At 66.8% G+C, this 13,827-nt stretch carries 13 protein-coding genes and 1 riboswitch; of the genes, 9 read left to right on the plus strand and 4 right to left on the minus strand.

What is annotated here, in order from left to right; all coding sequences use genetic code 11:
• Positions 1 to 21: 21 nt before the first annotated feature.
• From CFB47_RS01185 to metF, 4 genes are all read left to right on the plus strand, one after another.
• Positions 22 to 756, plus strand: coding sequence for an RNA polymerase sigma factor FliA (locus tag CFB47_RS01185; protein WP_006484033.1), 735 nt, complete (start codon positions 22 to 24; stop codon positions 754 to 756).
• A gap of 108 nt (positions 757 to 864) precedes the next feature.
• Positions 865 to 980, plus strand: a riboswitch (S-adenosyl-L-homocysteine riboswitch).
• 32 nt (positions 981 to 1,012) lie between these two features.
• Positions 1,013 to 2,431, plus strand: coding sequence for an adenosylhomocysteinase (ahcY, locus tag CFB47_RS01190; protein ID WP_089438988.1), 1,419 nt, complete (start codon positions 1,013 to 1,015; stop codon positions 2,429 to 2,431).
• A 161-nt stretch (positions 2,432 to 2,592) separates the two neighbouring features.
• Complete coding sequence (locus CFB47_RS01195; protein WP_006477367.1) at positions 2,593 to 2,946, plus strand: phage holin family protein; 354 nt, start codon at positions 2,593 to 2,595, stop codon at positions 2,944 to 2,946.
• Positions 2,947 to 2,958: 12 nt separating this feature from the next.
• Entirely contained in the window at positions 2,959 to 3,789 is an 831-nt protein-coding gene (gene metF, locus CFB47_RS01200; protein WP_089424248.1) for a methylenetetrahydrofolate reductase [NAD(P)H], read from the plus strand.
• Between the two features lie 88 nt (positions 3,790 to 3,877).
• On the opposite strand, the gene CFB47_RS01205 is transcribed toward metF, so the two are convergent.
• Both CFB47_RS01205 and CFB47_RS01210 read right to left on the minus strand, forming a co-directional pair.
• On the minus strand, positions 3,878 to 5,356 hold the full coding sequence (locus CFB47_RS01205; protein ID WP_089455401.1) for an amidase: 1,479 nt from the start codon (positions 5,354 to 5,356) through the stop codon (positions 3,878 to 3,880).
• Between the two features lie 81 nt (positions 5,357 to 5,437).
• Entirely contained in the window at positions 5,438 to 6,130 is a 693-nt protein-coding gene (locus tag CFB47_RS01210; protein WP_089455402.1) for a dienelactone hydrolase family protein, read from the minus strand.
• Between the two features lie 223 nt (positions 6,131 to 6,353).
• On the opposite strand from CFB47_RS01210, the gene CFB47_RS01215 reads away from it, so the two are divergent.
• The gene (locus CFB47_RS01215; protein ID WP_089455403.1) at positions 6,354 to 7,433 is read left to right on the plus strand and encodes a nitronate monooxygenase family protein; all 1,080 of its coding nucleotides are present in this window, start codon (positions 6,354 to 6,356) and stop codon (positions 7,431 to 7,433) included.
• Between the two features lie 416 nt (positions 7,434 to 7,849).
• Positions 7,850 to 8,992, plus strand: a complete 1,143-nt coding sequence (locus tag CFB47_RS01220) for a branched-chain amino acid ABC transporter substrate-binding protein (protein ID WP_039346789.1) — start codon at positions 7,850 to 7,852, stop codon at positions 8,990 to 8,992.
• A gap of 88 nt (positions 8,993 to 9,080) precedes the next feature.
• Here CFB47_RS01220 and CFB47_RS01225 read toward each other — a convergent pair whose 3' ends face one another.
• On the minus strand, positions 9,081 to 10,298 hold the full coding sequence (locus CFB47_RS01225) for an MFS transporter (protein ID WP_179249939.1): 1,218 nt from the start codon (positions 10,296 to 10,298) through the stop codon (positions 9,081 to 9,083).
• Positions 10,299 to 10,547: 249 nt separating this feature from the next.
• Between CFB47_RS01225 and CFB47_RS01230 the strand changes: the two genes are divergently transcribed.
• From CFB47_RS01230 to CFB47_RS01240, 3 genes are all read left to right on the plus strand, one after another.
• A complete protein-coding gene (locus CFB47_RS01230) occupies positions 10,548 to 11,207 on the plus strand; it encodes a HugZ family protein (RefSeq protein ID WP_089460313.1) in 660 nt (219 codons plus the stop codon).
• A 365-nt stretch (positions 11,208 to 11,572) separates the two neighbouring features.
• Positions 11,573 to 11,866, plus strand: a complete 294-nt coding sequence (locus CFB47_RS01235; protein WP_006491875.1) for an H-NS family nucleoid-associated regulatory protein — start codon at positions 11,573 to 11,575, stop codon at positions 11,864 to 11,866.
• Between the two features lie 242 nt (positions 11,867 to 12,108).
• Positions 12,109 to 13,266, plus strand: coding sequence for a cation diffusion facilitator family transporter (locus CFB47_RS01240; protein WP_089455406.1), 1,158 nt, complete (start codon positions 12,109 to 12,111; stop codon positions 13,264 to 13,266).
• A 48-nt stretch (positions 13,267 to 13,314) separates the two neighbouring features.
• Here CFB47_RS01240 and CFB47_RS01245 read toward each other — a convergent pair whose 3' ends face one another.
• On the minus strand, positions 13,315 to 13,785 hold the full coding sequence (locus tag CFB47_RS01245; protein ID WP_011882933.1) for an Lrp/AsnC family transcriptional regulator: 471 nt from the start codon (positions 13,783 to 13,785) through the stop codon (positions 13,315 to 13,317).
• Between the last annotated feature and the right edge of the window lie 42 nt (positions 13,786 to 13,827).

The following is a 13,827-nucleotide window of genomic DNA, read 5'->3' on the forward strand; positions in this document are numbered from 1 at the left end:
CGCCACCGCAAGGAGAGAGCCATGATGTACAACGCTCAAGGAAAGATGTCCCAGGCCGACGTGCTCGCGCAATATGCGCCGCTCGTGCGACGCCTCGGGCTGCAGCTCGTCGCGAAGATGCCGGCGAGCGTCGACCTCGACGACCTGATCCAGGCCGGCATGATCGGCCTGATGGACGCGGCCGGCCGCTACAAGGAAGACCAGGGCGCGCAGTTCGAGACCTACGCGACCCAGCGTATCCGCGGCGCGATGCTCGACGAGCTGCGCAGCAACGACTGGCTGCCGCGCAGCCTGCGCAAGACGTCGCGCGAGGTCGAGCACGCGGTGCACCAGGTCGAGCAGCATCTCGGCCGCTCGGCGAGCGAGACCGAGATCGCGCAGCACCTGAACATGCCGCTCGACGAATACCAGGGGATGCTGCAGGACCTGCACGGCAGCCAGCTGATCTACTACGAGGATTTCGACCGCGCGGCCGACGACGAGCCGTTCCTCGACCGCTACCGCGTCGATCACGCCGATCCGCTGTCGGCGCTGCTCGACGAGCACCTGCGCGAAGCGCTCGTCGAGGCGATCGAGCGGCTGCCGGAGCGCGAGAAGCTGCTGATGTCGCTGTACTACGAACGGGGTCTGAATCTGCGCGAGATCGGCGCGGTGCTCGAAGTGAGCGAATCGCGCGTGTGCCAGCTGCACAGCCAGGCCGTCGCGCGCCTGCGCGCACGGCTGCGCGAACAGGCGTGGGTCGGCGCGGAGTCCTGACCCTTTACTGACGGCCGCGCGCGCCGACGCCGCGCGCGTGTGCCGGGTGCACGCCACGTGTGTGCGTGCTTGCGCATTCTGCGCGCCGATTTGCTACAATCCTCTCCGCTTTCCGAGGAGCGTTGCGACGGACCACCCTGCGTCCGCCAGGCTCGGAAGGCTTCACCAAGCAGTCGTGCGGCACAACCGCGTCGGCCCCGCTTCCTGAACGGCGCTCACGTCACCAATCTAGAAACTTTTTAGAAAGGAGGGCGTGATGAACGCCATTATCGATTCCAAAGCTTCCAACGATTACGTCGTCGCCGACATGGCGCTGGCCGGCTGGGGCCGCAAGGAACTGAACATCGCCGAGACCGAAATGCCGGGCCTCGTGCAGATCCGTGACGAATACAAGGCGCAGCAGCCGCTGAAGGGCGCGCGCATTGCCGGTTCGCTGCACATGACGATCCAGACGGGCGTGCTGATCGAGACGCTGAAGGCGCTCGGCGCGGACGTCCGCTGGGCCTCGTGCAACATCTTCTCGACGCAGGATCACGCCGCTGCCGCGATCGTCGAAGCCGGCACGCCGGTGTTCGCGTTCAAGGGCGAATCGCTCGACGAATACTGGGAGTTCTCGCACCGTATCTTCGAATGGCCGAACGGCGAATTCGCGAACATGATCCTGGACGACGGCGGCGACGCAACGCTGCTGCTGATCCTCGGCGCGAAGGCCGAGAAGGACCGTTCGGTGATCGCGAAGCCGACCAACGAGGAAGAAGTCGCGCTGTACAAGTCGATCGCGAAGCACCTCGACGCGGACCCGACCTGGTACTCGACGCGCCTCGCGCACATCAAGGGCGTGACCGAAGAAACCACGACCGGCGTGCACCGCCTGTACCAGATGGAAAAGGACGGCCGCCTGCCGTTCCCGGCGTTCAACGTGAACGATTCGGTCACGAAGTCGAAGTTCGACAACCTGTACGGCTGCCGTGAATCGCTGGTCGACGGCATCAAGCGCGCGACCGACGTGATGATCGCGGGCAAGGTCGCGGTCGTCGCGGGCTACGGCGACGTGGGCAAGGGCTGCGCGCAATCGCTGCGTGGCCTGGGCGCGACCGTGTGGGTCACCGAAATCGACCCGATCTGCGCACTGCAGGCGGCGATGGAAGGCTACCGCGTCGTGACGATGGAATACGCGGCCGACAAGGCCGACATCTTCGTGACGGCCACCGGCAACTACCACGTGATCAACCACGATCACATGAAGGCGATGCGCCACAACGCGATCGTCTGCAACATCGGCCACTTCGACTCGGAAATCGACGTCGCGTCGACCCGCCAGTACCAGTGGGAAAACATCAAGCCGCAGGTCGACCACATCATCTTCCCGGACGGCAAGCGCGTGATCCTGCTGGCGGAAGGCCGCCTCGTGAACCTCGGCTGCGCGACCGGCCACCCGTCGTTCGTGATGTCGAACTCGTTCGCGAACCAGACGCTCGCGCAGATCGAGCTGTTCGTGCGCGGCAACGAGTACGAGAACAAGGTGTACGTGCTGCCGAAGCACCTCGATGAAAAGGTTGCGCGCCTGCACCTGGCGCGCATCGGCGCGAACCTGTCCGTGCTGTCGGACGAGCAGGCTTCGTACATCGGCGTGCAGAAGGACGGCCCGTTCAAGCCGAACCACTACCGCTACTGATCCGATGCGCCGTGCCGCCGTGCCGGGCGCGCGTCACCCGCGCGCACCGGGCACGGCGGCACGGCGCGGGATCGCCGGCTGCGGCGGCGCGCCTTCGGGCACCCGCGGCGGCCGGCGGCGGCCACTGATCGTACCGATCGACAACCGAACCGGAGCACTCCATGAGCGTCATCCTCACCTGGGTCATCAACGCGCTTGCGCTGCTGATCATCACCTACCTCGTGCCGTCGATTCACATCAAGAGCTTCGGCACGGCGCTGATCATCGCGGTCGTGCTCGGCCTGATCAACACGGTGATCCGTCCGGTGCTGATCCTGCTGACGCTGCCCGTCACGATCGTCACGCTCGGGGTGTTCATCCTCGTCGTGAACGCGTTGTGCTTCTGGTTCGCGTCGTCGCTGCTGAAGGGCTTCGAGGTGTCGGGCTTCTGGTCCGCGTTCTTCGGTTCGATCCTGTACAGCATCGTGTCGTGGCTGCTGTCCGCGCTGATCTTCGGGCAGCGCGACATCGGCTGACCTTTTCGAATCATGAAACCGATCGAACTCTCGTTTGAATTCTTCCCGCCGAAGACGGCGGAAGGCGTCGAGAAGCTGCGCGCCACGCGTGCGCAGCTGCTGCCGCTGAAGCCGAAATTCGTGTCCTGCACGTTCGGCGCCGGCGGTTCGACGCAGCAGGGCACGCTCGATACGGTGCTCGACATGCAGAAGGACGGCCTCGAGGCCGCGCCGCACCTGTCGTGCATCGGCTCGTCGCGCGACAGCCTGCGCGCGATCCTCGACCAGTACCGCTCGTACGGCATCCGCCACATCGTTGCGCTGCGTGGCGACCTGCCGTCGGGGATGGGCGAAGTCGGCGAACTGCGCTATGCGTCGGAGCTCGTCAGCTTCATCCGTGCCGAGCACGGCGACTGGTTCCACATCGAGGTGGCCGGCTATCCGGAGTACCACCCGCAGGCGCGCTCGCCGAAGGCCGATCTCGAGAATTTCGCGCGCAAGGTGAAAGCCGGCGCGAATTCCGCGATCACGCAGTACTTCTTCAACGCCGACGCGTATTTCCGCTTCGTCGACGATGCGCGCAAGCTGGGCGTGGAGGTGCCGATCGTGCCGGGCATCATGCCGATCACGAACTTCTCGCAGCTGATGCGCTTCTCCGAGATGTGCGGCGCGGAAGTGCCGCGCTGGGTCGCGCGCCGGCTCGAGAGCTTCGGCGACGATCGCGAGTCGATCCGCGCGTTCGGCGCGGACGTCGTCACGAGCCTGTGCCAGCGTCTGGTCGACGCGGGCGTGCCCGGGCTGCATTTCTATACGCTGAACACTGCGGCCGCCACGCGGACGATCTGTGAACGGCTCGTCATGTAAGCGCGCTCACGCGAAGGCATGCGTCAAAGCCCCGCCGGTTGTGCCGGCGGGGCTTTTTTTCGTGGCTTGCGGTGCGCGGCCGCGTGCGTCAGCGCTGCGCCTGCATCAGCGGCGGGCGCCGCTCGAACCACGGCCGCGCCTGTTCGAGCTGCCGGGCGAGCCGGAGCAGCAGCCCGTCGTCGGCGTGACGCGCGGCGAACTGCACGCCGATCGGCAGCCCGCGCGCGTTCCAGTAGAGCGGCACCGACATCGCCGGCTGGCCGGTCAGGTTGAACAGTTCGGTGCAGCCGGCCCACGTGAACGCCTTTTCCGACGATTTCGCGAGCATCTCCTTCAGCAGCGGCTTCACCGGCAGCGCGGCGAGCACCTTCATCTGCGCCGCTTCGAACGGCGTCGGCTGCAATTCGCCGATCTTCACCGGCGGGCCCGCGAGCGATGCGCACAGGATCGCGTCGTAGCGCGACACGAGGCCGGCCACCTGCACGGTGAGCTGGCGCTGCCATTCGAGCACGTCCGGCAGGCGCGTGCGCGCGAGGCGCCGGCCGACCACGGCCATCGCCCACGTCGCGGCCTCGAATTCGCCGCGCTTCGGCGTGCGGCCGGTCAGTGCACGCGCGCCGAGCACCATCTCCTCGGCGATCGTCGCCCATAGCGTGAGGAAGGTTTCGGCCGCGCGCGCGTAGTTGACCTGCAGCGTCGCCGGCTCGACATGGTGGCCGAGCGATTCGAGCAGCGCGGCCGCGTCGTCGAGCGCCGCGCGCGTGTCGTCGGCCAGTGCCGGCGCCAGCATCGGGTCGAGCACGAGGCCGATCCGCAGCGGGCCGGGCGGCGTGTCGAGTTCGCCGAGGAACGTGCCGGGCGCGCCCGCCGGCAAGGTCTGGCCGGTCGTCACGTCGAGCAGCAGCGCGCTGTCGCGCACGCTGCGCGTGACCGCATGCTGGACGACCAGCTCGCCGTTCGACGGCAGGTCGACGAGTACCGGGTTGCGGCTCGGCTTCAGGCCGAACAGCCCGCAGCACGACGCCGGAATGCGGATCGAGCCGCCGCCGTCGGACGCATGCGCGAGCGGCACGATGCCGGCCGCGACGGCCGCCGCCGCACCGCCGCTCGAGCCGCCGGGCGTGTGATCGAGATTCCACGGGTTGCGGCACGCGCCGAACAGTTCGGGTTCCGTGTACGGCATCTGGCCGATCTCCGACGTGTTGGTCTTGCCGAACACGTTGAGACCGGCCGCGCGGCTGCGCGCGATCACCGGCGAATCGTCGGCGGGCACGAAATACCGGTAGTGCCGGCTGCCCATCGACAGCGGCAGCCCGGCGACCGCCGCGCCGAGATCCTTCACGAGATAGGGAACGCCGGCGAACGGCGCGTCGGCGCCGCCGTCGGGTGGGGCGGCCGCGCGCTGGCGTGCGGCTTCGTAGTCCTGCAGCACGATCGCGTTGATCGCGCCGTTGACCGCTTCGGCCTGGCCGATCGCGGCGTCGAGCAGTTCGCGCGGGCTCGCCTTGCGTTCGCGTACCAGTGTGGCGAGGCCGATCGCGTCATGCGCGAGATAGTCCGAGTGCATCGCTGTCATCCCCGTGGTGGCTCGTGGCGATGACAGCAGCATAACGCGGGCCCGGTGCGCGGGGCCCGCGGCCGGCCGTTTTTAGAGGTGCTCGGCGAGGAAAGTCAGCGTGCGGCCGTGCGCGAGCGCCGACGCGCGCTGGTTGTACGACGCGCGATCCGTGCAGTTGAAGCCGTGCTCGGCGCCCGGATAGTCGTGGAACGACGCGTGGCCGTGGCCGGCGAAGGCGGCCTTCACCTGGTCGACGGCCTCGGGCGGGATCGCGTGGTCGTGTCCCGCGTAGTGGAACAGGATCGGCTGCTTGATCTGGCCGGCCAGATCGAGCGCGTTCTGGATGCCGCCGCCGTAGTAGGCCACGGCCGCGTCGATCTTGCCGGTCGCGGCCGCGCGGTACGCGAGCTGGCCGCCGAAGCAGTAGCCGATCGCGGCAACCTTGCCGGCCACTTCGGGGCGCGCGCGCAACGCGTCGGCTGCCGCGCCGATGTCCGCGACCGCGAGACCCACGTCGGTCTTTTTCATCAGCTCGATACCCTTGTCGCGATCCGCGCCTTCGTAGGTCAGCTCGACGCGCGGCTGCGTGCGCCAGAACACGTCCGGCGCGAGCGCGACGAAGCCGTCGGACGCGTACTGGTCGGCGACCGCACGGATGTGCGCGTTCACGCCGAAGATCTCCTGGATGATGATGACGGCAGGGCCCGTGCCGCGCTTGGGCAGCGCGAGATAGCCGCCGAAAGTGTCGTTACCGGCGGGAATGTCGATCCATTGGGCAGTCACGTTCTGAACTCCTGGCGAACGGGGTGCGCGATGCGCGCCCCGGGGTGGAAGAGGGCGGCTTAGTGTGCCACCGATCGTGTGACGGTGCAGCGCACGCGCCCGCTTCTCGCGCAGCGATCGTTTCGATCTCGATTATTCATTTTTCGGCGCTGCGCCGCTTCGATAGAGTCGATGTACCGGCCTTTACAAAGCGCTTTCGCGCATCGTCATCGAAGGATTCGCCATGTCCGCCCGTCTGTTTGCCACGCCCTTTTCCGAACGCTTCGGCCTGCGCCTGCCGCTCGTGCAGGCGCCGATGGTCGGCGCGACCACGACCGCGATGGTCGCCGCCGCGTCGAATGCCGGCGCGCTCGGCAGTCTCGGCGCCGCCGCGTTCGCGCCCGAGCGCCTCGCGACCGAAGTCGACGCCATCCGCGCGGCGACCGATCGCCCGTTCGCGGTCAACCTGTTCGTGCTGCCCGATGCCGCGCCCGACGCGGCGACCGTCGCCCGCGCGCTGGCCGCGATCGACCCGCTGCATGCAGCGCTCGGGTTGCCGCCGGGCACCGCGCCCGCGCGCTACGCGCCCGACTTCCGCGCGCAGCTCGACGCACTCGTGGCGTTGCGCGTGCCCGTTGCGAGCTTCACGTTCGGCGTGCTCGATGCAGCCGACGTCGCGCGCCTGAAGGCCGCCGGCACCTACGTGATCGGTACGGCGACGCACGTGGCCGAAGGGCTCGCGTGGCAGGCGGCCGGTGCCGACGCGCTGTCCGCGCAGGGCGCCGAGGCGGGCGGCCATCGCGGCACGTTCATCGGTGCCGCCGACGATGCGCTGATCGGCACGCTCGCGCTCGTGCCGCAACTGGTCGACGCGACCGGCCTGCCGGTGCTCGCCGCGGGCGGCATCATGGACGGTCGCGGGATCGCGGCCGCGCTTGCGCTCGGCGCGCAGGGCGCACAACTCGGCACCGCGTTCCTCACCTGCACGGAAAGCGCGATCGCGGCGGACTGGAAGGCGCGCCTGCTCGCGAGCGCCGACACGTCGACGCAGGTCACGCGCGCCATCACCGGCCGCCACGCGCGCGGGCTGCGCAACACGCTGATGGCCCGGCTCGGCGAACGCGTGGCCGACGCCGCGCCGTACCCGGTGCAGAACGCGCTGACCCAGCCGCTGCGCCAGGCCGCCGCGCGCGCGAACGACGGCGACTACCTGTCGCTGTGGGCCGGGCAGGGCGCGCCGCTCGCACGGCGGCGCGGCGATGCGCTGACGACGTCGCAGCTCGTCGCCGCGCTCGAGGCCGAATGGCGCGCGGCGGCTGCCTGAATCGTTCATATCGGACGACGAAACGCGCGTTGTCACGCGCGTTTCATTCAATGATCGCGGGCACAAAATACCGAATCGAAATGCCCCCGGAATGTTTTAAAACGACCTTTCAGTGAGTCGCCTGGAATTAGCGGAAACCCTTATCCGGCGGGGCTCGCGGCGATATTCGAGTAGTCGTTCCAATGGACGCATATCGGTAGTGTTACCACTACCCCAAAAAAGTCCCACAAATTAATTTGATCACCTACACTTGCGCGCAAGTACGGATGGGCGGCTGCTAAAAGCGGCGGTTTTCACGTGCTTGAGGCCAAGTGCATGAACGATGCAACCGGCGAATCGTCCAGTGATTGCAAACACAGGGATGGCAGCGGGGCACCGGGCGATGGCGTTTATTGGGACCGAAACTGGAGACTTACATGAATATCAAGATGCAAAAGCTGTTGCCGATCACCGCGGCCGCGATGCTGTGCGCTGCAGCTGCGGGCAACGCAGCGGCCGATCAAGTCGTCAAGATCGGCCACGTCGCGCCCTTGACGGGCGGCATTGCACACCTGGGCAAGGACAACGAAAACGGCGCACGTCTCGCTGTCGAAGAGATCAACGCCAAGGGTCTCACGGTCGGCGGCCAGAAAATCACGCTGCAACTCGACCCGCAGGATGACGCGGCCGACCCGCGGCAGGCCACGCAGGTTGCGCAGAAGCTCGTCGACGACAAGGTCGTCGCGGTGGTCGGCCACCTGAACTCGGGCACGTCGATCCCGGCCTCGAAGATCTACAGCGATGCGGGCATCGTGCAGATCTCGCCGTCGGCGACCAACCCGGCCTACACGCAGCAGGGCTTCAAGACCACGTACCGCGTGGTGGCCACCGATGCGCAGCAGGGCCCGGCACTCGCGAACTACGCGCACTCGAAGGGCATCAAGAGCGTGGCCGTGGTCGACGATTCGACCGCATACGGCCAGGGTCTCGCGAACGAGTTCGAGAAGAAGGCCAAGGCGCTCGGCCTGAAGGTGGTGTCGCATGACGCGACGAACGACAAGGCGGTCGACTTCCGCGCGATTCTGACCAAGATCAAGGGCGAGAATCCGGACGCGATCATGTACGGCGGCATGGACGCCACCGGCGGCCCGTTCGCGAAGCAGGCGAAGCAGCTCGGCCTGCGCGCGAAGATCTTCGCGGGCGACGGCGTGTGCACGGAAAAGCTGGCCGACCTGGCCGGCGACGCGACCGACAACGTGGTGTGTTCGGAAGCCGGTGCTTCGCTCGAGAAGATGTCGGGCGGCGCGGCGTTCAAGGCGAAGTACGAGAAGCGCTTCGGCCAGCCGATCCAGATCTACGCACCGTTCACGTATGACGCCGTGTACATCATCGTCGATGCGATGAAGCGCGCGAACTCGGCGGATCCGGCGAAGATCCTCGCCGCGATGCCGGCGACGAACTACTCGGGCGTGATCGGCACGACGACCTTCGACTCGAAGGGCGACCTGCAGCACGGCGTGATCTCGCTGTACAACTACAAGGGCGGCAAGAAGTCGCTGCTCGACGAAGTGAAGATGTAACGATACAAGCGGTCAACAGAAGGGGTGAAAGCGCGCATGCGGCAACGCATGCGCGCTTTCTTTTGGGGCCGGCGCGTGCCGCGCCCCGTCAGATCTTCAGCCGCGCGAGCACCTTCGGCGCGACGGCCGCGACGAGCGCCGCGCACAGCGCGACGACGGACAGGCCGATCGTCAGGTTCGAGGCTTGCGCGACGGCGCCGATCACGACCGGACCGAACAGCATGCCGAAATACGCGAGCCCGGCCACGTGCGCGAGCCCTTCGGCCGCATGGATGCCTTTCACGCGCGCGGCGGCCGCGAACAGCACCGGCATCATGTTCGCGAGGCCGAGGCCCATCAGCGTGAAGCCGGTCAGCACCGTGGCCGAATACGGCAGCAGCAGCGCGCCGATCATCCCCGCGCAGGCGAGCGACGCGCTCGCGAACACGAGCTGCGGCGCGCCGAAGCGGGCGCGCACGGCGTCGCCCGCGAAGCGCGCGATGGCCATCCCGCCCGAGAACGCGGCATAGGCGGCGCTGGCGAGCGCGGGGCTCGCCACGACGACGTCGCGCATGTAGACCGTCGCCCAGTCGTACATCGCGCCTTCGGCGATCAGCGCGACGAGCGCGATGCCGCCGAGCATCCACAACGCCGGCGAGCGCCAGCGGTTGCCGCCGCCGTGCGCGTGCTCGTGATGCGGCACATGCGGGAGCACGGCCGGGCTGGCGACCACCAGCACCGTCGCGCTGGTCGCCGCCGCGAGCGCGAGATGCACGGCCGGCGCCATGCCGGCCGACAGCAGCGCGCCGCCGGCGGCCGCGCCGGCCATCCCGCCGATGCTGAACATGCCGTGCAGCGACGACATGATCGGCCTGCCGATCGCAATTTCGACCGCGCTAGCCTCGGCGTTCATCGCCACGTCGAGCGTCGCCATCGAGAAGCCGAACAGCGCGAGCACGGCCAGCAGCAACGGGTAGTCGGGCACCACGAGGATCAGCGCCGCGCAGGTCGACATCACGAGCCCGCCCGCGAGGCACGCGGTGCGCGAGCCGACGCGCGCGATCCAGCGTGCGATGGTCAACATCGCGGCGATCGAGCCGACGGCGACCGCGAACAGCGCGATCGACAGCAGCCCGGGGCTCAGCGCGAACTTGTCGCGCACGGTCGGCACGTGCACGCCCCACGACGCGAACATCATGCCGGCGACGAAGAACAGCGCCATCGACGCCGCGCGTGCGCGCTGGCGGGCCGGTAGCGACAGCACGCGATGCGCGTCGGGCGGCGCGGCGAACGGGGACGACGATTCGGGGGAGGAGGATTCGGACACGGTGACGCTCATCAAAAGAAGTGCACGGACGCGCGCGGCGCCCGTCGGATCCGTCCGATTCTATCGAACCGCTTACGATCCTGCCGGGCGTTGGCCGTTCGGCCGATGATCCGGCGATGTCCCGGTGACCCGCGTTCGGTTGCATCGACTGCTTTGGCCGTTCGACCGATGCCCGGCGCGCCGCGCCCGCGGGTAACATCGGAGCGCGTGGCGTGCCCGATGCGCCACCCTTCGACCGCAGGAGTCCTCTTGAACATCGATCCCGCTCTCGCCGTGCATCTGCTGCACCGCTGCGCGCTCGGCACGCTCGCCACCCATTCGCGCGATCCGCAGGGTTTCCCGTATCCGACGGTCGTCCCGTTTGCGCCCGATGCCAGCCATCGTCCCGTGATCCTCGTGAGCGGCCTCGCGGAGCACACGCGCAATCTGGCCGCCGATCCGCGCGCGGGCTTCCTCGTCGTCGACGCGCCCGACGGCGACGTGCTGAACGCCGAGCGCGCGACGCTGCTCGGCCGGTTCGTGCCGCTCGGCGACGATCCGTACGTCACTGCGCGCTACTGTCGTTACGAGCCGGATGCCGCGCGCTATCTCGCGCTCGGCGATTTTACGTTCTGGGCACTCGACGTCGAGCGGCTGCGCTATATCGGCGGGTTCGGGCGCATGGGCTGGGTCGACGGCACGCATCTCGATACGCTGCCGCCGCTCACGTTCGACGAGGAGCAGGCGTTATGGGACGCATACGATGCCGGCGCGGCACGCCGCGACGGGCTCGAATTGCTCGGCGTCGATCGCCACGGCGCCGACTGGCGACATGACGGCCGCCGCGTGCGTACGCCGTTTGATACGCCATTGGCCGATGCGGGCGAATGGCGCGACCGGCTGATTGCGTGCGCGCGGGATGTGACGTGACGTCGCGGATAGCGGCGGGTGCGCGCCGAACCCGTTTAGCGAGGCGCGCCATGCGATTTTCGTAAAGCTGTCGTCCGATGAAAGCTTCTATTTTTCAAATGCAGGGTAATTGCGTATGTTGATAGGCCTAATAGCCAATCGCTAATGTCCTAATCTCTGTGTAGGAACGTAAAAATTTGAGAAAAGGCCGCGGCCGGTCAAAATGACACGTGTGAATTCCAATTGATCTCGGGATTTTCATGAATCCCGCTTCTATCAAATCTTTTTTGTGCTAATCTCTGCCTTCGAAAATCCGAGGCACATATATTTCATGAATGGTGAGCTGGCTGCAGACCGGCGCCATTGGTCAGATAGAAAGGGAAACTATGTCTTCTTACAAGGACCTGCTGGCCCAGCGGGAAAAGCTGGAGAAGCAAATCGAAGAAGCAAAGTCGCGTGAATACGCTGAAGTGCTGAATGACGTGAAGCAGAAAATTGCCGACTACGGCTTTTCGCTCGCCGAACTCGGTCTCAGCCGCGCGAAGGCAGGTAAGGTTGGGCGTCCGCGCGCAGGCGTTGCCGCGAAATACCGCGATCCGGAAACGGGCGCGACGTGGTCGGGCCGCGGCAAGCCGCCGCGCTGGATCGCAGGCAAGAACCGCGAACAGTTTGCGATTTAAACGTCTGTTTAAATAGCCTGCTCTTCAAAAGAGCCGCGTGTCCGTTAAGGAGCGCGGCTTTTTTGTTTTCAGCGGCCGCCTCGCACATGGCGGTGTCATGGAACTGTAATAATGGGGCGTGAATGAAAATACGACCCGTTCGCATAAGCGATTGATTTAAATAAGAAATTTGTGGGTATTGGCCGGGTTCGCGGGGCGCCCTTGATAGAATCGGGTTTCCGTACACCCATATCCCATATTTCATGTCCACGTTTTCCGGCGACGCGCAGAGCGCAGATAAGCACGCGGTTGCACGCAAGAGCACGTTCGTCAGTATTGTGCTGAATGTCGTGCTTGCGACATTTCAGATCGTCGTCGGCGTGATTGCCCATTCGCAGGCATTGATTGCTGACGGGGTGCATTCGATTTCCGATTTGATCTCGGATTTTGTCGTGCTGGTTGCGAATCGGCATAGCGGCGCATCGCCGGATGCCGACCACAATTACGGCCACAGCCGCTACGAGACCGTCGCGTCGCTGTTTCTCGGCGCTATCCTGATTGCGGTTGGCGTCGGCATGCTCTGGCGGGCCGGCGACCGCCTCGTTAATCTCGAAAACATTCCGGCGGTACATTTTTCCGCGCTGCTCGTCGCGCTGACGGTGCTCGTGTCGAAAGAGGCGCTGTTTCGCTACATGCTGCGCGAAGCGCGGCGCGTCCGTTCGGCGCTGCTCGTCGCGAACGCATGGCATGCGCGTTCGGATGCCGCATCGTCGCTCGTCGTCGCGATCGGCATCGTCGGCAGCCTGGCCGGCGTGCGGCTGCTCGACCCGATCGCGGCGGCGATCGTCGGCTTCATGGTGGCGCGTATGGGCTGGACGTTCGGCTATGACGCGTTGCAGGACCTCTCCGACCGCGCGCTCGACACGACCGATACGGACGAGATCCGCGCGCTGCTCGCGGCGACGCCGGGCGTGCGCGACGTGCACGACCTGCGCACGCGCAAGATGGGCGATGCCGCGCTCGTCGACGCGCACATCCTCGTCGATCCGAAAATCTCCGTCTCCGAAGGGCACTACATCGCCGAGACCGCGCGTGCGCGCGTGCTGCACGATCCGCGCGTGCTCGATGCGCTGATCCACGTCGACCCGGAGAACGACGCGGCGCGCCGTCCGGCGCTCGCGCTGCCGCCGCGCGGCGAGATCGTGGCACGGCTCGAGGCCGCGCTCGCGCAGCGCGGGCTGCATGCGGCGGCCATCAACCTGCATTACCTGAGTACGGGGCTCGAGATCGACGTGACGCTTGCCTGCGATCCGCACGAGACCGACGCGGCGCTGGCCGGCCGGCTCGGCGCCGACGCGCTGGAGCGCGAGTTCGGCGCGCGCCGGATCGGCTTCACGCGCACGATGCCCGCGCAGGCGTGACCCGCCGCGGGCACACGGGATGGAAGGCCGCCCGCGCGTGCCGGCGCGTTACAGCGGCAGTTGCGTGTCGAACTTGATCTCGCGCAGCACGACGCTCGTGCGCACCTGCGACACGGCGGGGATCTTGAAGATGCGTTCGTGCAGGAACACGTCGTAGGCCTTGATGTCCGGCGCGACGATCTTGAGGATGTAATCGGCTTCGCCGGTCGTGCTGTAGCACTCGGTGACTTCCGGGCAGGTCGAGATCTCGCGCTCGAACTGCTCGACGCCGCCTTCGTTGTGGCGGGTCAGGTGCACGTGGGCGAGCGCGCAGACGTGCAGGCCGAGCTTCTCGCGATCGAGCAGCGCCGTGTAGCGCTGGATCACGCCCGACTGTTCCATGTCCTTGATGCGGCGCCAGCACGGCGTGCTCGACAGGCCGACCTGGTCCGAGATTTCCTGGACCGAACGGCGCGCGTCGAGCTGCAACAGGCGAAGGATTTTTTGCGAAAAGGAATCGAGCGTCACCTGCGCCTCCATGCGGCAGCTACAACACGCTGAATGTTAGAGGGCCGGGAAAGG

Origin of the sequence: Burkholderia sp. AU27893 (assembly GCF_002223205.1) — a bacterium.
GTDB lineage: Bacteria > Pseudomonadota > Gammaproteobacteria > Burkholderiales > Burkholderiaceae > Burkholderia.